This is a genomic window from Candidatus Pristimantibacillus lignocellulolyticus, assembly GCA_023639215.1.
GTDB classification, from domain to species: domain Bacteria; phylum Bacillota; class Bacilli; order Paenibacillales; family Paenibacillaceae; genus Pristimantibacillus; species Pristimantibacillus lignocellulolyticus.
This window is the reverse complement of sequence record CP097899.1, coordinates 3031775-3053555: the sequence shown is the minus strand read 5'-3', so window position 1 is coordinate 3053555 and position 21781 is coordinate 3031775. Positions and strand designations below refer to the sequence as shown.

At 37.3% G+C, this 21781-nt stretch carries 21 protein-coding genes; 4 read left to right on the top strand and 17 right to left on the bottom strand.

From position 1 onward, the window contains the following. Positions 1-41: 41 nt before the first annotated feature. From NAG76_12875 to NAG76_12815, 13 genes are all read right to left on the bottom strand, one after another. Positions 42-1502, bottom strand: coding sequence for an FHA domain-containing protein (locus NAG76_12875; protein ID URN92743.1), 1461 nt, complete (start codon positions 1500-1502; stop codon positions 42-44). Between the two features lie 119 nt (positions 1503-1621). After that, entirely contained in the window at positions 1622-2128 is a 507-nt protein-coding gene (locus NAG76_12870) for an A24 family peptidase (protein ID URN92742.1), read from the bottom strand. A 21-nt stretch (positions 2129-2149) separates the two neighbouring features. Further along, positions 2150-3133 (bottom strand): hypothetical protein, encoded by a 984-nt coding sequence (locus tag NAG76_12865; GenBank protein ID URN92741.1) that lies wholly within the window; start codon positions 3131-3133, stop codon positions 2150-2152. Beyond that, positions 3099-5315 (bottom strand): hypothetical protein, encoded by a 2217-nt coding sequence (locus NAG76_12860; protein ID URN92740.1) that lies wholly within the window; start codon positions 5313-5315, stop codon positions 3099-3101. Before NAG76_12860 ends, NAG76_12865 begins: the two co-directional genes overlap by 35 nt. Before the next feature lie 14 nt (positions 5316-5329). Continuing rightward, positions 5330-5995, bottom strand: a complete 666-nt coding sequence (locus NAG76_12855; GenBank protein ID URN92739.1) for a hypothetical protein — start codon at positions 5993-5995, stop codon at positions 5330-5332. A gap of 37 nt (positions 5996-6032) precedes the next feature. Continuing rightward, positions 6033-6236, bottom strand: coding sequence for a multidrug transporter (locus NAG76_12850; GenBank protein URN92738.1), 204 nt, complete (start codon positions 6234-6236; stop codon positions 6033-6035). A gap of 70 nt (positions 6237-6306) precedes the next feature. Further along, the gene (locus NAG76_12845; GenBank protein ID URN96830.1) at positions 6307-7179 is read right to left on the bottom strand and encodes a type II secretion system F family protein; all 873 of its coding nucleotides are present in this window, start codon (positions 7177-7179) and stop codon (positions 6307-6309) included. A 15-nt stretch (positions 7180-7194) separates the two neighbouring features. Continuing rightward, entirely contained in the window at positions 7195-7962 is a 768-nt protein-coding gene (locus NAG76_12840) for a type II secretion system F family protein (GenBank protein URN92737.1), read from the bottom strand. Continuing rightward, complete coding sequence (locus NAG76_12835) at positions 7946-9184, bottom strand: CpaF family protein (protein ID URN92736.1); 1239 nt, start codon at positions 9182-9184, stop codon at positions 7946-7948. Before NAG76_12835 ends, NAG76_12840 begins: the two co-directional genes overlap by 17 nt. Beyond that, complete coding sequence (locus NAG76_12830; protein ID URN92735.1) at positions 9181-10341, bottom strand: hypothetical protein; 1161 nt, start codon at positions 10339-10341, stop codon at positions 9181-9183. The genes NAG76_12835 and NAG76_12830 overlap by 4 nt, the downstream gene beginning before the upstream one ends. A 574-nt stretch (positions 10342-10915) precedes the next feature. Beyond that, the gene (locus NAG76_12825; GenBank protein URN92734.1) at positions 10916-12928 is read right to left on the bottom strand and encodes a stalk domain-containing protein; all 2013 of its coding nucleotides are present in this window, start codon (positions 12926-12928) and stop codon (positions 10916-10918) included. 224 nt (positions 12929-13152) lie between these two features. After that, positions 13153-13551 (bottom strand): nucleoside-diphosphate kinase, encoded by a 399-nt coding sequence (gene ndk, locus NAG76_12820; GenBank protein URN92733.1) that lies wholly within the window; start codon positions 13549-13551, stop codon positions 13153-13155. A 242-nt stretch (positions 13552-13793) separates the two neighbouring features. Then, the gene (locus NAG76_12815) at positions 13794-15566 is read right to left on the bottom strand and encodes a M3 family oligoendopeptidase (protein ID URN92732.1); all 1773 of its coding nucleotides are present in this window, start codon (positions 15564-15566) and stop codon (positions 13794-13796) included. 158 nt (positions 15567-15724) lie between these two features. Between NAG76_12815 and NAG76_12810 the strand changes: the two genes are divergently transcribed. Next, positions 15725-15895: a YycC family protein gene (locus NAG76_12810; GenBank protein ID URN92731.1), complete on the top strand. Its 171-nt coding sequence runs from the start codon at positions 15725-15727 to the stop codon at positions 15893-15895. Beyond that, entirely contained in the window at positions 15895-16134 is a 240-nt protein-coding gene (locus NAG76_12805; GenBank protein ID URN92730.1) for a hypothetical protein, read from the top strand. The genes NAG76_12810 and NAG76_12805 overlap by 1 nt, the downstream gene beginning before the upstream one ends. A 105-nt stretch (positions 16135-16239) precedes the next feature. On the opposite strand, the gene NAG76_12800 is transcribed toward NAG76_12805, so the two are convergent. Both NAG76_12800 and NAG76_12795 read right to left on the bottom strand, forming a co-directional pair. Further along, complete coding sequence (locus tag NAG76_12800) at positions 16240-16923, bottom strand: DUF2225 domain-containing protein (protein URN92729.1); 684 nt, start codon at positions 16921-16923, stop codon at positions 16240-16242. A 143-nt stretch (positions 16924-17066) separates the two neighbouring features. Further along, positions 17067-17444: a globin gene (locus NAG76_12795; protein ID URN92728.1), complete on the bottom strand. Its 378-nt coding sequence runs from the start codon at positions 17442-17444 to the stop codon at positions 17067-17069. A gap of 391 nt (positions 17445-17835) precedes the next feature. Here NAG76_12795 and ylbJ point away from each other — a divergent pair, with 391 nt between their 5' ends. Together ylbJ and NAG76_12785 are read left to right on the top strand one after the other, a co-directional pair. Continuing rightward, positions 17836-18921, top strand: coding sequence for a sporulation integral membrane protein YlbJ (gene ylbJ, locus NAG76_12790; protein ID URN92727.1), 1086 nt, complete (start codon positions 17836-17838; stop codon positions 18919-18921). A gap of 190 nt (positions 18922-19111) precedes the next feature. Further along, positions 19112-19912 carry an NAD kinase gene (locus tag NAG76_12785; GenBank protein URN92726.1) on the top strand — a complete coding sequence of 267 codons (801 nt, stop codon included), beginning with the start codon at positions 19112-19114 and terminating at the stop codon, positions 19910-19912. Between the two features lie 188 nt (positions 19913-20100). Here NAG76_12785 and NAG76_12780 read toward each other — a convergent pair whose 3' ends face one another. Both NAG76_12780 and lipA read right to left on the bottom strand, forming a co-directional pair. Continuing rightward, the gene (locus NAG76_12780) at positions 20101-20793 is read right to left on the bottom strand and encodes a YutD family protein (protein ID URN92725.1); all 693 of its coding nucleotides are present in this window, start codon (positions 20791-20793) and stop codon (positions 20101-20103) included. Positions 20794-20813: 20 nt separating this feature from the next. Next, entirely contained in the window at positions 20814-21779 is a 966-nt protein-coding gene (gene lipA, locus NAG76_12775; GenBank protein ID URN92724.1) for a lipoyl synthase, read from the bottom strand. Positions 21780-21781 lie beyond the last annotated feature (2 nt).

Genomic DNA, 21781 nt, shown 5'->3' with positions numbered 1-21781 from the left:
TCCCTTTATAATGCTAACATGACATGGACTAAACCACGCGACTACACTGCAAGTTGATATTTTGGCCCTTCATGATTAACTAACTGAATAATATCCCCTTCATATAATGGATAGGCCTTGTAAGCAATCATCAATTGCCCATTCAAATAACTTCCGTTGCGTGATCCTACATCTTTAATATGTATCGTTCCATTATCTACTTCAACTTCAAGGTGAACGCGAGATACACCTGCTGCCGCATCTTGATAATGAACCCCTTCTTCAGCACGCCCAATTAGAAATCGATTATCATTAACAATAATTCGCTGCTCATCATCATATAGCTTCCTAAGTAATGAGGGGTTGCCATTACTACCTTTAGACCCTATAAATGTCGTTGACTGCTGTAAGTCAAGCTTAACGGTTGCCTGTGGTGGTGCAACTCTTGCTTGTCCAATATTATTAGATGGATTTATGTCTAAGTTTGACTTAACTTGTTGTTCTACTGAGGATGATTGAGAGGATTGAATGGATGGCTTGGGATTAGCATTAGTATCAAAAGCAATATGGTCTTGTTGGTTACTACTCTTTTTATAGTTCAATACTTTCCAATGTTGTTTAAGAATAATAATAATTCCAGTCAACATAATAAGCGTGATTCCTGCACTAAATAGTAAATTTGTTGTCGTAGTTTCTTCGAAATAAAGCTTTTTCCAAGACAACCCAACAATTGCAACAATAAGCAAGATCATTACGTAATGCTTCCAGCCTAGTGGTTTTCGCTCCGCTTCATCTTCCCAATCATCATAATCCTGATCTTCATCAAGTTCAGACCTTACAAATCCAATAGCTGCTTGTGCAGAGGATGGTTCAGACTCATTTTGAACATAATACAAGACTGAGTCAGGCTTTACTTTCTCTGTGTATGGGCGTTGTTGTTCTTCTTGTGGATTGGATGATAATTGGTGAATAAGATCTAATAATAGTTGACGCAACGGAATAATTGGAAAATGTTGACTACCTATGAGTTGTAATATTTGTTGATACCCTTCATGATGCAAACTGTCCACCAGTTGTGACCATCTAACGGCTAACAATAATAATTGATGATCTTCTTTATGATATTGCTCTTGTACTGGTAGATATACTAATCGAATACTATTATTTGTAGGATCAAAGTAAATTAGTTTTTCCTCAAGAAGACAACATTGAGGCCGTAACATATAGTCGTAACAGGTGACGAGAGCATCAAGTAAAGAAAGCAACAAACTATAATAATCAATCATCTTAATACTATTTGGTTGGTAAAAATGAGTTAGCAACTTAAAATGTTGAATTTGATATACAAACACAATTTCATTATCAATTTCATTCCAATCAAATGGGAGAAAAGTATGAACTGCATTGGCACTTAGCATATTTATCTCTAAAGAATTCATATCGCGAGAAGTGAATGGCACAGTTCGTTCGATAGTCATTTGGTGACCATTATTCATTGTGTAATCTATTTTCAAATGTTTCATCGTTAACCTCCTAAAACTTTTTGTAGCTACTTGAGTTACTTCCTTATGACAATAAGTTGCTTCGAAAGGATATACAATACTTTTAACAACATTTTTTATGTAAAATAGCTTCGAATGCATTATCTTAGCAAATAGACTACGATCATAGCTGGTGTAACAGCTAGCATAAATGGGAAATGATGCACCTTCTTAATACCTAATGCTATTAGAGTTGGATTACTGTTTGCCTCAACAGTATACTTACTATAGTAATATCGAACTCTATGTTTAATCTTTAATAGTGTTCGATAACCGATGAATAGAACAGAAATGATACCACCAATTAAGAAAGAAATAACCATTAACTCTACAATAGAACCTATACCGATAAGCGTTGCTAATGATGCGAACAGCTTTACATCTCCCGCTCCAATTCCTTTAAAAAGATAAATTAGCCACATAGGAACAAATCCGACAATTAAAGCAATCGTTGCCAACCATACCCCGGCCCAACCCTCTTGATATATACAGTAGATGTAACCACATATAAGAGAACTTAAGCATATCCAATTCGGTATTTTTAATGATGTCACATCATAATAAAATGAAATGATGACAATTAGTATTGCTAGCCAATAGTTCTCCAACTCAGTTCCTCCTTCAACTGTCTATTTGCTCTTAGCAACGTTAAATATATGTTCAACTGAATATGATTTCTCAGGAAGTTTTATATTCATATTCCATGTGCCTACCGTCGTATTTCCAGAGACATGCCAAGTCCACTCTGCTTCTCCTTTATCATTAGAAGTCACTGTTCCTAGATGCTTAGCAACACTACTTCCACTCTTATAAATGACTTCCAAGCTTATTTTTGTGTTAGGTAGCGTCATGACTTTTAGTGTTGCCTTATGTCCTGGTTTTACTGGGTTTGGGGTAAGTGATAAGACATAGATATAGGCATCTTCTTCCTCATTAATTTCATAGTAAGAAGGTCTAACATCAGGAATCCATACCCGTTGTACAGCTTGCTCCCTTATTGTAATGACTTCATTCAGTAGGGGAACTTTAATTGGCAACTCATATGCAAGTGCAAGTGTCACATTAAGGTCGGTATAATTGATAAGATCCGGTAATTGGAGGTAGGCAAGTTCTACCTTCTCCTTTTGAAGTACAGGTGAGGTCACCTGACTTTGGATCATCGTATCCAATATATCTTTTCCCAGTATTGTTCCAGCAAGATTAGCAGCAGGCCACCAATTTCCTTTCAATCCTTCTTGAACTAATGAATCCATAGGAGAAGGCAATACTTCACTGATATCATAAACCGATTTCTTCCAGCCTTCATCGGCATTATCATATTGAATGGTTGTATTTGATCCTGTTCGATCTTTCACTTCATTCACCATTAATGCTATAGGATGCATATGTGCAGATATTTGTTGTACCGATGAAGCAGCCGTCGCTTGCAAAGCCATCTGAGCGGATATGGTCATTAGTAGAAGATAGAATACGAAAAGAAAGAGGATAAATATCGGCATCACTAGAGCTGCTTCTATCGTAATTGAACCCATTTCATTCGTTGTTTTTAAAGCGAGTTGAGCTTTTTTTTGTTTCATTTTAGTAAGATACCGTGACAATATCTGTCTTCTCATAGATATTCCCCCGTATTCTATTGCCGAGTGGAGTAACAGCTCCTATCATTTCTGCTATGCCAGGTAAAGACCAAAGACTCATTGTCGTTGTTACTTGGCCTGTTATTGCAGTCGGCACCGATAATAATGTAATAGATAACTTTTGCTCAATGACAGCAATCATTCTTGAAAGTCTCTTGTCCCTTCCTCCAGCATGCATTATTAAGAACAAACGTAAATATTGTGCATAATCAATTTGAATAGGAACATATTTTGATAATTCTGTTGATCCTTTAGTTAACAGTTGTTGCATGTCCACCATTGTCGCTCGGACACCGTGAACAACAGCAGCAGAAAATACTAGTAAGGGATTGGCTAATGCTCCATTAGCAATAAGTCCTTCAATAGTTCTAATCGCAAATCGAAATGCAAATATTTCACCATATGCTAGAAGTACATTTTCAAGCGGCACATGTATACCATATATTATGTACTCTACTTCCTGCTTACTATAATCTAGTAATTCTGCGTCAATACTATTGGATTCATTAGAGGATTGTCCCATAGGAAAATGTGTATACCGATTCATGATGTATTCATTCAAATAGACATGATCTCTAGCATTTATCACCATATCACCCATTGATTGAAGCATTGATTTTAATTGTAATGTAGCTGCTTGAGCTTGTTTTCTTCCATTATCTTCATTATCTTTGCTTTCACTTTCTTGCTCTGATTCCTGCTCCTGATTAATCCGATAATTGAAGTCGAAACGTTCCTCTAGTTCTTTATATTGCTCTTTATATTGATCAAGCTTTTCCTTATTCCCCAATAACTCCGTTATACTCGCAAGCCCCGATAACTGCTCTGTGTATTCTTTTTCATTCTGCTTAAGTTGATCTTTAACGAACATTGTGGAAGTAACCTCCTTCTGCCAAAACGATAATATTGAGGCAGGCGAATAGTACGCTGTCTCATACTGTTGTTTTAGAGAAGTGCTTTTTGTCATAAGCTGATTCAAATAGGATTGTTTATCTGAAGCATCTAAGGAGACATTCGGAGAATTAATAGCCGATGAAAGCTCACTGAGAAGCGAATTATTGTAATTAATATAGTCACTCAGTAATTGTTGTTGTGTTTGAATTTCTTTTTTATAATCTTGAAAGAATTTATTTGGCCGTATTAATCCTTCATCATCAAATGTTAGCGAGCTAAGTTGCTGGGCTAAATCATTACTATCTGTTGAAGATGTCCCTTCTTGCCCTGAGTTCATATATAGTTCATACTGTATTTCGATTGTATTATTAAGTGTACTTGCTGTTGCAATATTAGAAACAATTTCAGTGGTAATTTGGTCATTAGTCGATTGCAACTCAATTGAATACAATTGCAAATAATTCGACATCTGATTGTATGAATTCAAGTATGAACTAATCTGTTCATTATATTTTTTACTTTCATCCTCAAGTTTTTTTCTTTGCTTCTTAGTTAACGATTCGTTTTGTAATTGCACCATAATATTCGCTTGATAATTAATCCAACTGTGATAACTACTATAGCCACTCACCACTTCACTTAATTTCGAAGTGGCATAAAAATAGTAACTGCTCTTAGGCAATTGTTCGCCTAATGATTTTTGCAATTCCAATGCTTTTTCAAGTTTCTTTTCTCTTTCAAGAAATAAATCTTCAAGACGATTCATCGTATCCATCATACTTTCAGCCTGCATAACGGAATCTGATAGAGTAAGCCACTTATCCATCAATTCCAAAGTAAATTCAATCGGAGCTTTATATTTCATTTCTTCTAACACTTGCCTTCTAAAAACATCATATTCACCAAGATAATGATCAGTCGTTACACCCATCTCACCTACCGTTAAAGGAGCCAGATCAAATGTTTGCTTTAACGAAAATGGACTCATCAATTTTCCATGATTAGCCTGAACTATTTCCTTAAATAAATCGTTATTGTCTGTACCACCTCTACCAAATAAACCATACTGCTCATATATTTTCTCATCGTATGCTGAAAGCACGGATTGAATCGACAGCATAGCTGCCGATTCTGTCGTCCTATGAAACAGTAGAATACGTGCATAGTCTAATAAAACCATAAAAAACAGTATTAATACTGTCATCATTAGCGTACAAAAAATCGTAACTGAACCATCTTTGCGAAACAATAACTGATTTTTTCTCATATGATCATCCTTATCTAAGAAGAGAAAGCTTTAATAGCCTCCCCTCCTTTTTGCTTCCACTCAGATTGTTCAGAACTAGTCTTCTTCTTCAATTTCTCTGTGTAATACATAACAAGATCAACACTTCTTATGAAACTGATTGGATTAACGAGACTGCGGTATGTTGTGTAAGCTGGGGAGGCAAAAACTTGTTGGTTTTGCCATATAAGCGGGGAAAGCTGTTGCGTGATCTTGACTTCGATTCGTGGGAGTACAGCGGGGTGTGAATAGGTTACTTGACCATTCACATTAAGATTCATTTGCTCGATATGTTGCTTGGCTAAAGTTAATTTATCTGAAACTAGAGTATTTAACGGAGGGCTATTATTTTCTTGTGACACTGAATTCGTATCTGAGGTTATATCCAGACTTGTAGTGAGCTGAGAATTATCAAGCGGAATGATCTTACGAATCAATTGCAACATGATCTCATTCTCATATAGACCATATTGCTCTTCACTTCTCACTTGACCAGTAATTATTTGGCGATCTGCATCATCCCATATAAATGCTGCACGCTCCACAGTCGACAATGAAACATATTGTAAAAAAACAACTTGGAACACATATATAGCAGCAACCAACATAATGACAATAACCGACATAATGATAGGTAACACTAATGTTGCTTCTAGACTCATGTTTCCGCGTTCATCCCTAATAAAATATCTCATAGCGTCACTTCAATGCTTCGTCCATTTTTGAACCTGAATTCGAAATTAGCTTGCTGACATAGCTCATAATAAAGTCTTTGAATAAAAGGAAAATGACGACGATGACAGCTATAATAAGTAGAACTTCCAGTGTACCGATGCCATCCTCATTGCGCCAAAATGATTGAATACGAGGTTTCATATTTCTTGTAAAACTACCCACATTCATCTTAACTCCTCCTTCAGATTAATTAGTCTTCATACAAAACTACCTGTAAATGAAAGTGTCATAGTTAGCATTATAAAAATTGCATAAATAAGATTGCCGGTGTGATGATCAATATCATCACTAATAGCAGTACACCAACTAGTGGGAATATGAGCTTGGCAGATGCCTCCTCTCCCCTTACCCTTGCCATGTTTTTTCTAGTTTCCCATAGAGACAAAGATATATCCTGCACTGCTGTAACGAATTGCTCACCCCCTCTCCGATAATTCAATAATAGAATTGTTGTAAAAACCGCTATTTGCTGGACAGCACAATTACGATTCAACTTTTCAATACTCTGTAAAAATGATGCACCATTACGAATTTCATGAACGGTATTGTTCCATTCAATATGCAAGGGATTTTTGCTACCCTCTTTGCCTACGATTGACTTCATAAATGCTTGTTGTACCGTTTCTCCAGCACCAACTAGCAATGTTAGTCTTGTCAGCATGATCGGCAGTTCTAACAAAATCGCTTGCTTTCTCTGCTGCACTTTTTTCTTGCTATCTTGAAACAATTTGACAATAACGATGATCGCTATAAGAACACCTACTGTAATCACCGCTTGTTCTTCACTTAATAAAGCAACCCATAAACTAATCAAAAGTACCAATAAAGCTTGTCCGATTACTATCGTAAATGCTTGTACCGTTTGTTCAAACCCCCATTGTTGTCTGTTAAGTTGCAATAAATGAGTGTGCAGATGATGAAGTAATTGTGATGACCTTCGCTCAAGTTGTAATAGATCATAACATGAAGAACCGGGACCTAGAATAAGCTTATGGTCATTCAAAGAACTGTTCTTCTTTTTCTGTTTTTTACTATGCTTCTTACTCTTAGTTTTGTTAGATTTTACAAGTAGATATGACCACAGAAGAGTATATACAACAGTAACAACCATTAGCACGAACATCACCTACAACTTAATTTGAGTTAGTTTGTTCATGAACCAGAAGCACAAAATCAACAAACATAATACAACTGTCATTAGTGCATAGCCAAGCCCACTATATAGGGATTGCATATAATCTTGAGCTGTTGCATTTAAAAACTGCAAAAAGATAAACGGAGCTGCCATCATCATTCTTGCTTCCATTTTCTTTTGAGCAATAATTACACTTATTTCATTATCGATCTCTATTTGATCACTAAGCATATTTGCAGTTCTACGCATAACAGTGAGTAGATCACCACCTGATCGTTTGCATGTTTGTAATGATTCTACGAATTGCGAAAATTCCGGAATATTGACCCTCTCTGCCAAATCTATTAAACACTTTTCTAATATTTCGCCATTACTCAGCTTATGATTAATAATGCTAAGTTCAAGCATCAGTTCATCTTGTACATTCGGGTATAGGAGCGACATGTCTTCTTGGGCAACTTGAAAACAATTTTCAAGTGAACGGCCAGCTGCAAGTGAGGAGAGGAGGGAAAGTAGTAAATCCTTGAATTGAAGTTTCATACGAACTTTACGTTTCGTAATAAGTCGAATTCTTTCAAATTTCAGCATATAGATCGAACATGGCATAAGTAGAATACTTAGTATGAGAGATTGATAGAAACTAAATGTAACAAAGCCAATAAGAGCACACCATATCATAATGCATGTAATCACTTCATTTCTACTAAGTTCATACTGATCATAGTGTTGTAAATGTGACTGCTTACGAACTACTTCCATACATTAACTCCTCTTCACGGTAGCCCGCTAGTAGTAGCTTATCTACGCGATGTAAACGATTAGTGCTACGTATTAATCGTTCTGACTGAATGTGCCCTGATATATCATGTTGAAATAGCTTCTCAATAACTATTTCACCCTCTTGCATTCCGATAATTTGACTAATCTCAAGCACACCGCGGCTCCGATCATGAAATCTCGTTAGGTGAATCATAATATCTATTGCTGAACATATTTGACTTCTAACGACTGTAAGTGGAAGATCATGCGCACTCAGTACCATTGTCTCAAGGCGTGAAAGCATGTCCTTAACGTTATTCGCATGACCAGTAGACATAGATCCTTCATGGCCGGTGTTCATCGCCTGTAACATATCAAGGGCTTCTTTACCTCTAACCTCGCCTACAATTATTCGATTTGGTCGCATTCGCAATGATGCTTTAATTAGATCACGAATGGCGATTTCTCCTTTTCCTTCTGTATTCACATTTCTCGTCTCCAATGAGACGAGATTTGGTATACTCGTAATTTGAAGCTCAGCAGCATCCTCTATCGTAATAATGCGTTCATCTGAAGGGATAAATTGTGTCAACGCATTAAGAAATGTTGTTTTGCCTGAGCCAGTACCACCACCAATAAAAATATTATATTTCGCTTTCACAAGAAAGCTTAACCAATTCACTGCCTCTTCACTTAATGCTCCCATTCGCATTAGTGTATCCATTGTTAACGGTTGCTCTGGAAATTTCCGAATCGTTACACAAGGACCACGTAACGCAATAGGCGGAAGTACAATGTTTACACGTGAACCATTAGCTAATCTTGCATCTACAATTGGCGATGCTTCATTCACCACTCGATTAACTGAAGATACAATTTGTTGAATAATATCTTCTAGTCTCTCGCGATTTTCAAATTGAATAGCTGCAGGTTCGACATTACCATGACGTTCTACAAATATCTGATGCTCACTATTGATCATTATTTCGGTAATGCTATTATCATCTAGTAAAGGCTGTAAAATATCTAACCCTCTAAAAGAATGAAACACTGCTTTAACTAATAATAATTTATCAGTAGTAGACATTATCTGTTGCTTACTATACTTTAGTACCTCATCTTCAATTAATTTGTGTAACTCTTGATCTGATAATGCTTGTGAGAATGCATAACTATCTCTTAACTCATTGCGAATATGATAGATGACCTTATCATCAATCATGAAGCATACGATCCTTTGTTAAGAAACTTATGAGCACAATGTTCCACTGTAGCACGATAGATCGAGGAACTTAGCAATGATGCATACTGCTCATCCCATTGTTCAATATGAGGAAGTTTGAAATGCACTTGTAATTCTGTCTTATCAAGTGATCTCATTTGTCTGCTTTCATTCAAAATAACGATTGCGTTACTTTCAATTTTATTCGTTAGATCCTTCCATTTCATACGAGCATATTGGATTGACATTTGATGCTTCATTATCCACTCTTCGCTTGCCATCATCATCATGTAATGAAGATCACATTCCGATAATATTGTTAAATTCCACTCATCATAATTAGCTGATAAATCAAGCACAATATAGTCGTAGTGACCACTCGTTCGAATGATATTAAGCATTAATTGTGCATCCTCTTTACTTAATTGTTGTCGATCTTCAATATGAATAAATGGCTTCAGACGATCGCATTGTAGTCGTTGATCAAACTGGCGATGTTTAGCAAACCAGTTTTGAGCTTCTTCCGCATCAGTTTTGACGGCATACAGCAGATCGGAATAGGAAAATGATGGAGTTGATGGGTCTTCTGCTGACATCCAGCTCTCTGAAGTGTTCCATAGCTCAAGATTGAAATAGAATACCCGCTCATTACGTGATGCTAATGCATGAGCAAGATGTAAAGCGAATATAGTTTTTCCACACTGAGCAATACTAGACCCAACTCCAACAACAATTGTCTCAGATGTTCGCTTAATTACTGGTCTCGATGCCACATGTCGCTGCCCTTCAATGATCGTATATAGCATATGAAGTAGCGTTGATAGCGGTTGATACTTCACTAATTTATGATGCTCTCGAGTTTGGGCTGGTTGAGATACAAGCTGCACGATAATAGGTTGAGTATGTGAGCCTTCTACTACTAGTCTTTCGTCTTGAGATAAAGTTAATTGTGGAAACTGTAATGTAAATTGATCGTACATCACTTCATCTACGAGGATAAGATCAAGCTGTCCGTAAGCTTCACGTGGTTGAAATTTTGCTAATGAGGTGAATAACTGTAACCGCCAGCTATGATAGATTGGACTACTTTTCATATAGCCAACCATTCTTGTTGCATATTCAATATCATCTGAAATACAAGCAACTGTGATCGTCATTAAAATCCCTCCCTTTTGAATGGCATTTTCGCTGTCGACTAACCTTCGTAGCTTCGCACCGTGATCACAAGTGATCTTTTTGAACTACCTCTTTCAATCTAAGTTCAAAAAGATCACTTGTCAGCACCAAGAAAAAGACATGAAGCTAGAGAAGCGAGTATCGCAACGTACGTAATTGGTACGTGAGAAACAGAGCGAACGATGAATGGCATTTTCGCTGTCGACTAATCTTCTTAGCTCCTCATCGTGATCACAAGTGATCTTTTTGAACTACCTCTTTCAATCTAAGTTCAAAAAGATCACTTGTCAGCACCAAGAAAAAGACATGAAGCTAGAGAAGCGAGTATCGCAACGTACGTAATTGGTACGTGAGAAACAGAGCGAACGATGAATGGCATTTTCGCTGTCGACTAAACTTCTTAGCTCCTCATCGTGATCACAAGTGATCTTTTTGAACTACCTTTAAAACGAAAAGCACCGCATATAGAGTGTCCAAGGACTCTCCATATGCGGTGCTTCCGCTAATAGTTAAGCACAATATAGCACAACATTCCAATAACTGTCAATATCATTATTATTTTGCTTTTGCAGATACTAGAATACTACCTTCTTTACTATCAAAGTTTATATTTCCACCAAGATTCTCGTTCACAAAGCGAAGTGGCACAAATGTAGTTCCTTGAATGTTAATCGGAGCTACATCCAGCTTAACTTCTTTACCATTCACAAGTCCCTTTTTACTACCTTCAGTTAAAACAATCGTTGATGCACCTTTGATCGTGATTGACTTCGCTTTACCATTCCAAGCTACATCTGCTCCAAGTACCCCGCTAATAAAGCGAAGCGGTACTAACGTACGATTATCTCGTACAAACGGTGCTACTGGTAGTTCTGTTTTACCTTTGTTTGTATGAACATACTTCTCATTCAAGTACATTTTCACTTGACCTTCTGAGATATCTCCAACAGCATTTCCAACTTTAAAATTCACTGTTTTCTTAGAAGCTTCACGGCCTTTGGAGTCATATACTGTGACTTGCAACTTATGACTACCTTTTGTTAATGTAGCCGTATCAAGCGGGAAGCTATACGGATATTGATTACGCTGTGCAACCTGTTTGCCATCTATCGCAAATACGACTTTACCGATATATGGATCGTACGTTTTAACCCAAGCAATTCCTGTGACAGAACCTCTAATCGCTTGATCCTCGATAGCTGTTACGCTTTGTTTCAAAGGAGTTTTTGAAGCAGTATTATCTATACCTACAACAGAGTTCAAATAATATGGGTCTTTAATCATTTGCTTATATGCACTTAGTACAGAACTATTTTCTGTTAAACTGAAATTATTCAAACTACGGTCTGCACTATGCGAATCTGTTAGTGTGTTAAGACTGAACCAGTTAATCCCTTTAAGGCGAGGATATTTCAGCTTTGCACCATGATATAACATATTCATTTTTGTTATAGCAAAATTCGTTGTTGTCGTGTTACCCGCTTTACTAAAATGAGTTGCACCATATTCACTAATCATAATGGGTTTACGATCAGAGTACTCTTGATATACGTAATCTAACGAATCCAGAGGATTAACTTGGTCAGCAGGCGTACTTACATTACCGTTGAAGTATTTCACACTATAAATACTTAGACCGATCCAATCAACGTAATCATCGCCGGGATAATAGTCATTAATATTACGTTTTGGATTGGCAGCAGGCGACCATACCATTGCAACATTAGGAGCTTCCTCTTTCATCACTTTGGATACTAGGCGGAATTTCTCAATATAGAGCTTCGGATTACCACTCCATGTTACCCAGCTTCCATTCATCTCAGAAGCAAATCGCAGAAACACTGGCACTCCTGCCGCTTGAGCATCACGTGCGAATTTACGTAAGGATTCGTCATCTTTGACATTTGCTAACCCTGATTCAGGCTGCAGCGCTAGATGAATTGCTCCACCTTCCGCTTTAACTTGACTAGCCCAAATATGAGGGAAGTCTGCACCATAGCGATGATAATTAAAGTATACAGCATGCTGTTTGCCAGATAGCTCATTAAATGCTTTGAACTTCAATCCTTTTTTATCTTCAACACCACTATCTTTCTCGATAAACGCTCCAATGTACATCCCATTTTCCGGCTCAAACTTCGCTAGTTTAGTACTTGACTGAATCGGAATATTATCTTGAATATAGATTTCTATTTCCGTATTAAGGGCATCCGCCATCGCTAATACTGCGAAATAAGTATTCATATCACCAGATTTTTCACCTAACACTCGATGAATTTCTGCCTCTTCATAATATGTATTAGCAGCATTTTGAAATTGTCCATCTTTTTCATAAGCCTCTGCCAAAAGACGTAAATATCCTGCTTGCTTAGATTGCTTATTCGCAGCTACTAGATGAACGATTGCTTCTTTATATTTTCCTTTTCCCATGAGTTTCTGAGCCTCTACGTAATGCTTCCAATGATGTGTTTCAGCCGCTGCAGTCTCTCCACCGGAATAAGTTATTAATGCCATAAACAAACTCACTACTAATAAGATTACAATATTTCTCTTTGATGAAATTATCATGATTCATCCCCCTCTAAATGAGATTATAGTATAAATTTGGTATACATAATAGTATTAACTATTCATATATTTGATTTTAATAACAATACATTCTAATAAACAAAAAACACCGCGTAGTAACGTCTGGAGGACATTTACTATGCGGTGCAGTATTAATTTTTACGTATAGTACATTCTAAATCTTGAGTTTTTCTAATTTGAGTAACAACTACACTGTATCTAATTTATCTAAAAAATCGTTTGATTTCTATTTCAGCATTTTCAACAGAGTCAGAACCATGAATAACATTACTATCTACGATCAGTGCATAATCACCACGAATCGTTCCTGCTTGCGCCTCGATTGGATTCGTAAAACCAATCAATGTCCTAGCATTCTGTACCGCCTGATGACCTTCCAAAATCATTGCAAACACTGGACCAGAAGTAATATAATCAACTAACTCACCAAAGAATGGTTTAGATTTTAAATGCGCATAGTGAACGCCTGCTTGTTCCGCAGATAAGTATAGCAACTGAGCTTGTGCAATAACGAACCCTTTCTCCTCGAATCTTGTAACAATTCGACCAATTAGACCTCTCGCAACTCCATCAGGCTTAATCATAACAAATGTTCTTTCCATAGTAAAAACTCCCTTCTAAAATTTTTTGGTAACATCTAGAGAATCTTCTTCGTAACAAAAAACACTTCGAAAGCATTTACTTAAATTTTTTGGTAACATCTAGAGAATCTTCTTCGTAACAAAAAAATACTTCGAAAGCATTTACTATTTTTTTGGCAACATCTTGAAAATGTATTCTACTTATACGTTAGCACATATGCCAGGAACAAACCACTTTGTCCACAGTATTGTCATATGGATGTCTAGTTTGTAACATCGGTAAGCTTCAAGAATAAGTCGACATCTTCAGCTACAAGCTCTGCTGCCTCTTCCCAAAAATCAGTTTTTGTTAGATCAACTTGTAAATGTTTTTGAGCCAACTCCTCGACAGTTAAGCGACCAGTATCTTGAAGCAATGCATCATATTGCTGAGCAAAACCTTCTCCTTGCTCTAATGCACGCTTGTATATTCCCGCGCTAAACAAATATCCAAATGTATACGGGAAGTTATAGAACGGTACATCTGTCAAATAGAAGTGAAGTTTGGCTACCCAGAAATGTGGGTGGTATTGTCCAAGCAATCCATCAAAAGCTTCTTCTTGAGCCTCAACCATTAACTCATTCATTCTTGTCGTCGGTACAGGACCTTGTGCTCGCTCTTCATAGAATCTCGTTTCGAAAATAAAGCGAGCATGAATATTCATATAGAAAGCAATTGCTCGTTGGATTTTATCATCAACTAGCGCTAACTGCTCCTCTACTGTTTCAGCAGCTTTCAATGCTTGATCAGACACAATTAACTCAGCAAATGTAGAGGCTGTCTCAGCGACATTCATCGCATATTCTTGTGTTAAAGCAGGCATATCGTTCATCACATGCTGATGGTATGCATGACCTAACTCATGTGCAAGTGTAGAAACATTAGATGCACTACCGGAATACGTCATAAATATTCTCGTTTCACCACTTTTAGGCAATGAAGTACAGAATCCACCTGGACGTTTTCCTGGACGATCTTCCGCTTCAATCCAATGATTCTCGAATGCATATTGTGCAAACTGAGCCATTTTCGGACTGAAGTTTCCGAACTGTTCAATAATGAATGTTGCGGCGTCATCAAAACTCATTGTTGATGACGCGGATGCTAAAGGGGCTTCCACATCATGCCAGTCAAGCTTAGCTACTGAAAGCAGTTTTGATTTGCGTTCAAAGTATGGGATTAGCTGTTTCTTTCCCTTCTCTACGGCAGTCCACATCGCTTGCAACGTAGCTTCACTCATACGATTCATCTGCAGAGGCTCATCAAGAAATGATTGCCAATCACGATTTTTATACCATTTCAAGCGAAATCCTGCGAGATGATTGATCGTGTCTACACATAGATCAGCTTGCTCTCCCCATACTTTCTCCCATTCGTCGAAAGCAGTAGCACGAATGGTACGATCACCTTCAGATAACCGATTGGCCATTTGACCAGCAGATAAATACGTATCTTCATCCACCTTGAAATTTGTACGAGAAACGATAGTGTTATAGAAGTCTCCCCAACCATGATAGCCATCAATGGCTAGATCAGCAGCTAATGCTTCAAGCTCTGGAGACATTTGGCGCTTTGCTAATTCCCTGCGCTCATTTAAATTATAAGCGACGGGTTGTAGATCTGGATGTGATAAATATCTCTCCCATTGCTCATCATTTATGTTTCTAAGATTATTATCGAACTTCGTAAGAACAGATGTAAATGCTGCACTTAAATTTTTCACTTTGTCTAATAAGATAACTGCTTGCTTGTCAAACATATCCTGTGCCATAAGACATGATACGAATGAGTCTAACTGACGTACATTCAACAATATTTGCTGAACAATATCAGTCTGAGTGATTATATTTTCAAGTTGATCAACTTGATCGCTTGCTAGATCTTTATGTAATTGCTTAATTAAATTCTCTGTACTCAATATTTCTTGCTTCAACTGCTCGGATTGAGAACCACCTTCATAGATAGAATCCAATTCCCATTTCACAGCATATTTCATCTCATTTACCCCCATCATAATGAAAATAATGTACATTAAATTCGGTAATGTAGCTTCAAAAATATTAACAACTTACTATGTTGACCATAACTTGTATTTGCCATCTATATAGATGTAAGTGTATAACATAAGTATAACTAAACTGGAGGTGCAGCACCATGCTCAAACAGCTATCCCCTGAAACAGCAATGAAACTTGCTCAACAACTTGGAATTCCAATTGAGCAACTTGTTCATACACCACGTCATATTGTTTTACAGAAGCTTGCTCAACTTGCGCAGGAAGAACAAAAAACTGAACAACAACAAGCTTCCAAGGAGTCAGAATAATGATCCCTTTTGAAAATACTTGGCCTTATGAACGTATCATGAAAGATTTCTATGTAGAACATTGCCCTTTTTGTGATGCAAATCAAGTTCTACTTCCACTAAAACAACGTGAGATAGGTGAGATTAAATCAGGTAAGAAAAAACATCTCGTATTTCCATGTTGCTACGGCAAACTACAAATCATCGATATTGACGATGATTATATACTAGCGGATAGTAAAGTGAGAAATTATCTTTAATATTGCACATTATATTATGTTCTTCATTCCATTCAACTATGTATAAAAAGCACAGAATAGGCGTATAAGGGGGACATTCCCCATAGTCCTACTCTGTGCCTTTTGTTAGGATAAGTTACTGGCTCTTTGCTGAGCTAATATTTCTCCGATATCTTTCCATTGTTCACGACTTGCTCTAATCATACCAGCATCCATTATTGACTTATCGTTAACGACGCGTGAAAACCATTTAACGGCTTCGTTATATTGCCCAGTTCGTTTATTCAATTCACCGATAATGTATAATAATCTAGCATTTTTCTCGCTATTTTCCTCATTCTCGTACACAACAATATACTGCTCTAGTGCAAACTGTAAAAATCTTTGTTCATCTTGCTCTTGCTCCAAGTAACGATATAACCAAGCAATATGATGTAACAAACCGGCAATTAAGCGATGTTCAGCTTTCATAAGTTGAGCGATCATTAATGCCCGTTTGTATGCCATTAATGCCTCCTGTATTGTACGCTCTCCATGGAAGTATTCTGAAACCCAATGCTTACCGATTTGATCAAAGTAAATTGCTTTTTCCTCATCAGATAATAGCTTGACTCCGTTTTCTGAAAATGAATATCCGCATGCAGGACAAATACGAACTACATAAAAATCAGGATTTACACCACTTTTATAATAACCACAAAAATCAGTGTCTGAGCGATTCGGATTTTTGAAACTCGGTCTCACTCTCGTAATTTCGAAAATGGTAGCACAACATGGGCATTCTGTATTTGAAATATATAATGGATCCACTTTAATTACCTCCTAAAACTTTTTCTTTATTTCTAGATGTAACAATCATGTCAAGAAAAAAAACTTCAGAAGCATATTAGTAAATTATTTCGTTGTGCCCTAAGTAATTTACAACAAAACAAAAATTCTCATCAGCATAACAACTAGTCAGAAGAGTTAATAAAATGATATGCAGGTCCAGATAATCTCTCAAGGACGTGTGCCTGTAATTCTACAGAAATATTAACTTCGGTCAGTGCTTCCTTCATACATTGTAACCAAGCTTGAGCTCTAGCCTCATTGATTTCGAATGGTAGATGTCTTGCTCGCATCATTGGATGACCAACCTCTTCAGTGTAAAGAGAGGGCCCGCCAAAAAATTGAGTCAAAAACATATATTGCCTCTCCATCACAGGTAATATATCAGTTGGGAACAATGGGCTCAGCTCGGGATGGGCTAGTACTTTCAGATAAAATGCTTGTACCAAATTACGAATGGTATCCGAACCACCCATTAAATTGTAGGTACTTTCATTGGCCATGTTCATCAACTCCATTATTGAATTACATACATTATAGCATATTAGATAGATTATCATTGTGAAGATTAGACAAAAAAACCGCCCAATATATTTGGCGGCACGTATATAAATCCACTATTTGTAGTCATAGTCCTTCGAATTAGCTGGTGTGGATATTGCTTCTCTGATTACATACACAAAGGCGCATACAAGAATTCCTGCAAGAAAACTCATAATCATCACTCCATCATTTCACTATTCTCTTACTGTTATTATATCACATTGTATGCGATATAGTTCCAATAATGTAACCGTTTGCTAGATATTTATATTTCTTTTTTTGTTATGCTTGTACATCTCATTTCATATACTTCAAGTAGCAGCAAAAAAAAATGTGTTAGGATGACAATTTATGATCAAAACGATGCTTCATCCTCTTTCCATTACAGCCTATTTGGCTACAATAATATTAGCATTCATGATTATTTTCCCGAATGTAACTCTTGACTCAGCACTTCGAGGGGTTGCCATTTGGTGGGAAGTGTTATTTCCTGCTTTGTTTCCCTTTTTTGTATTTTCTGAATTGATGATCGGATTCGGCCTCGTTCACTTTTTCGGAAAAATACTCGATCCATTTATGCGTCCGTTATTTCGCTTACCAGGAATCGGTGGATTCGTTATTACGTTAGGCTATATTTCTGGCTATCCTGTTGGTGCGCGTATAACCGCTCAGTTATGGGATCAAGGTTTATTAAATCGTCGTGAAGGGGAACGTCTAGTCGCTTTCACAACTTCTTCTGACCCTATCTTTCTCATTGGTGCTGTATCCATTGGATTTTTCCATAATAGCGAGCTTGCACTTATATTAGCGGTGTCTCATTATAGTGGCGCTTTTCTCATTGGGTTATTAATGAGATTTCATGACATTAAGGCAGAGAAGCTTGAACAATCGGAGCTACCGCATGCTTCTACTTCAAGTATTTCCAATTATAGACAATCTAAACTATATACTGCATTACTAGCCATGCATCAAGCAAGACTTATGGATGGAAGACCATTTTCGGTCATTTTGCAACAAGCGATTCAATCTGCGCTTAGACTCATGATTGTCGTGGGTGGATTAGTGGTATTTTTTTCAGTTGTCCTTGGACTACTGACTGAAGGTCATATTCTACATATGTTGATTATTACACTTCAACATATCTTTCAATGGTTTGGAATTTCAAGCAGTGCAGCAGAAGCCATTGTCCCTGGATTATTTGAAGTCACGCTCGGCGCTCAACAATCTAGCCTAATTAGCTTGTCTTTGCAGCATCAAGCTGCCATTGCTGTTGCCATTCTGTCATGGGGTGGTTTATCTGTTCATGCACAAGTTGCTAGTTTACTTAGCCATACCCCCATTCGCTATATGCCCTTTTTATTATCGCGACTCATTCATGCTATACTGTCAGTAATACTTCTATATATACTTTGGGGTTGGCTTGGTCCAGCAGCATGATCAACGCTTGAACAAACTTCATTTTTGGGCTATGCTCAATATGAGAAAATCTTTACCGAGGCAATTCAAGGATAAGCGACCGCGTTTATAAGGTAGCTTTTTCGCCAAATATAATTTGTCCTTCGCTATGCTCAGAAATTAATAAATAACATTGTGGTAGAATAAGGAACTTGCAAAGGGGTTTATCATTTTGAAATACGCTGTTATTGACCGTGGAGATTCACTATCGAAGCAACTAGCTAATCAATTCATCCAACACGCCAACAGTAAAGGTCTTCAGCACAATCAACAAGAACCTAATATAGTGATATCTATCGGCGGAGATGGAACTCTGTTGAAAGCTTTCCATAAATACATTTCACAAATTGATCATATTTCTTTCGTTGGCGTTCATACTGGACATCTTGGTTTTTATGCTGATTGGAAAGCCGATGAACTTGAACTGTTATTAGAGAAAATGTGTAGCATTGAACCTACTATTGTGAAATACCCGATCGCCAATATTGAACTTGTTACAAAGTCTGGCACCTTTCATTATTCTGCACTAAATGAATTCACCTTGAAAAGTGTTGATAATACGATGGTTGCTCAAGTGAACATTAATGGGGAACAATTTGAAATGTTTCGTGGTGATGGGATTGTCATTTCTACCCCTTCAGGCAGTACGGCATATAATAAGAGCTTAGGTGGTTCAATTGTTCATCCTTCCATTGAATCTTTACAAATTACCGAACTTGCATCGATCAATAATCTCGTCTATCGCACATTAGGCTCTTCCGTATTATTACCTAAACATCATTATTGCGATATTATAAGTATGAAGCAACAGCGCGTTCAAGTAAGTGTTGATCATGTCAGCACGATGTTTAATGATGTTGTATCAATCAAATGCTTCGTTTCAGACCAAAAAGTTCAATTTGCACGATACCGTCCATTTCCATTCTGGAATCGAGTACGTAATGCTTTCATTGGTATAGATTCCATTACATGAGAAAACCTCTATCGAGGCAAACCAAGGTGAGCGACCGCGTTTATAAGGTAGGTTTTATCGCCAAATAGAATTTGTCCATCGGTATCCTCGGAAACTAATAAATACTATTGTAGAATGAAACAAATAAGAGCTGTAACAATTAGCCAGGACTGTTAAACAATCCTAACTAGTTATTACAGCTCTTTTCGTTATTCTGATACAGTCGATAGTTGCTCCGACTGCGATTTATTGGCTTTTACTTTTTTATCTTGGGAACGGTTTCCTTTACGGTAGTAATGCTCTTTACGCTTTTGTTTACCGTCAGGTCTACTTTCCTTCTTCCCTTCCGTCTTAGCACCTGAATTATCTTCAGCATGAACTTTCAAGTTTTGTCGGTTGCCATTACGTTGCTTACTCTTTTCACTCGACTTCTCAAAATATTTCTCCACACCAGTATCATTCGATTTATGAGATGGTTTTCTTCTATGTTCTTGGTTAGAAGATTTACCCTCCGTACCTGTTGAAGACACTGTTACAGATTTCTCTTCATTATTTGTAGGTTCATCAGTAATAATTTCTAATTCATCAATATAAATATCTTCTTCATTTCGCTCAGTTGATACATCTATTTTTTTCTCTAAAACAAAATATGCACAACCGAAATTACAATATTCATTGATGTAATCCGTAGCATAGGAGAATGTAGAATCTTTCGTTGCTTTTTGATGGCCATCTCGAAAAAAACCTTTAAGTCTAAGCTGATTATAGCCCCAATCTCCAACGATATAATCATATCGTTCTAATACTTCACTGTATCGATTACGAAAAGCTTCGACATTCCAACCGCTACGATTTTCGATAATTAATTCATATGATTTGCCTGTGATATGAATTAAAGCCATTGCAACACCTCTTCCTAGCTTTAGACCAGCATACTCGAGCAAGCGCCTGATGAAGGCGTTTGTACCTGATCGGCTAATTCTGACATAGATTTTAATTGTGTTTCTGCTTCAATTGCTGCATGTGCAGAATCAGTTTGCTCATGTGCATGATAAGAACTACGAACTAGCGGTCCAGACTCAACATGCCTAAATCCACGACGTAATCCTTCTTGTTTCAATTTCGCAAATTCATCGGGGTGAACATATCGATCAATTTGTAAATGTTTTGGAGTAGGTTGTAAATATTGACCTAAAGTCAAAATATTACAATCTACTGCTCGTAAATCGTCCATCGCTTCCAAAATTTCATCCCACTGTTCCCCTACGCCAAGCATAATGCTTGATTTAGTAGGAATTTTCGGTTTCATTTCTTTGGCACGACGCAGAAGTTCAAGTGAACGCTCATATTTCGCTTTCGCACGAACACGATCAGAAAGACGAGATACTGTTTCAATATTATGATTTAATATATCAGGACCTGCATCCATTACAACCTGCAAAGCATCCCAATTCCCCATGAAGTCTGGTATAAGCACCTCAACACGACAGAATGGTAATCTCTTGCGCAGAGCGCGAATTGTCTCTGCAAAAATCATTGCTCCACCATCAGCAAGATCATCACGAGCTACAGAAGTAACAACACAGTGGCGCAAGTCCATCTGCTCGGCAGCTTCAGCAACACGTTCTGGTTCTTGTAGATCAAGTTCAGTTGGCATCCCGGTATTAACTGCACAAAAACGACATGCACGGGTGCAAATATCTCCCAAAATCATAAACGTTGCCGTACGATTTGTCCAACATTCATATATATTAGGGCAACGCGCTTCTTCACAAACGGTATGTAGCGTTTTAGTACGCATCATATCCTTAATCTCTGAGTAGTTTCCACCCGTAGTTAATTTAATGCGAAGCCAGTCTGGCTTTTCGAGCTTTTCACGTTGTTTCATCG

Bases quoted from the DNA above. Each gene is read 5' to 3' on its own strand.
- NAG76_12845 (URN96830.1), bottom strand. From the start codon at position 7,179: ATGGTTGTTACTGTTGTATATACTCTTCTGTGGTCATATCTACTTGTA.
- NAG76_12830 (URN92735.1), bottom strand. From the start codon at position 10,341: ATGACGATCACAGTTGCTTGTATTTCAGATGATATTGAATATGCAACA.
- NAG76_12795 (URN92728.1), bottom strand. From the start codon at position 17,444: ATGGCCAATGAAAGTACCTACAATTTAATGGGTGGTTCGGATACCATT.
- NAG76_12825 (URN92734.1), bottom strand. From the start codon at position 12,928: ATGATAATTTCATCAAAGAGAAATATTGTAATCTTATTAGTAGTGAGT.
- NAG76_12850 (URN92738.1), bottom strand. From the start codon at position 6,236: ATGAATGTGGGTAGTTTTACAAGAAATATGAAACCTCGTATTCAATCA.
- NAG76_12840 (URN92737.1), bottom strand. From the start codon at position 7,962: ATGGAAGTAGTTCGTAAGCAGTCACATTTACAACACTATGATCAGTAT.
- NAG76_12815 (URN92732.1), bottom strand. From the start codon at position 15,566: ATGAAATATGCTGTGAAATGGGAATTGGATTCTATCTATGAAGGTGGT.
- NAG76_12865 (URN92741.1), bottom strand. From the start codon at position 3,133: ATGAGAAGACAGATATTGTCACGGTATCTTACTAAAATGAAACAAAAA.
- lipA (URN92724.1), bottom strand. From the start codon at position 21,779: ATGAAACAACGTGAAAAGCTCGAAAAGCCAGACTGGCTTCGCATTAAA.
- NAG76_12810 (URN92731.1), top strand. From the start codon at position 15,725: ATGCTCAAACAGCTATCCCCTGAAACAGCAATGAAACTTGCTCAACAA.
- NAG76_12855 (URN92739.1), bottom strand. From the start codon at position 5,995: ATGAGTCTAGAAGCAACATTAGTGTTACCTATCATTATGTCGGTTATT.
- NAG76_12835 (URN92736.1), bottom strand. From the start codon at position 9,184: ATGATTGATGATAAGGTCATCTATCATATTCGCAATGAGTTAAGAGAT.
- ylbJ (URN92727.1), top strand. From the start codon at position 17,836: ATGATCAAAACGATGCTTCATCCTCTTTCCATTACAGCCTATTTGGCT.
- NAG76_12875 (URN92743.1), bottom strand. From the start codon at position 1,502: ATGAAACATTTGAAAATAGATTACACAATGAATAATGGTCACCAAATG.
- NAG76_12780 (URN92725.1), bottom strand. From the start codon at position 20,793: ATGGCTTTAATTCATATCACAGGCAAATCATATGAATTAATTATCGAA.
- ndk (URN92733.1), bottom strand. From the start codon at position 13,551: ATGGAAAGAACATTTGTTATGATTAAGCCTGATGGAGTTGCGAGAGGT.
- NAG76_12805 (URN92730.1), top strand. From the start codon at position 15,895: ATGATCCCTTTTGAAAATACTTGGCCTTATGAACGTATCATGAAAGAT.
- NAG76_12860 (URN92740.1), bottom strand. From the start codon at position 5,315: ATGAGAAAAAATCAGTTATTGTTTCGCAAAGATGGTTCAGTTACGATT.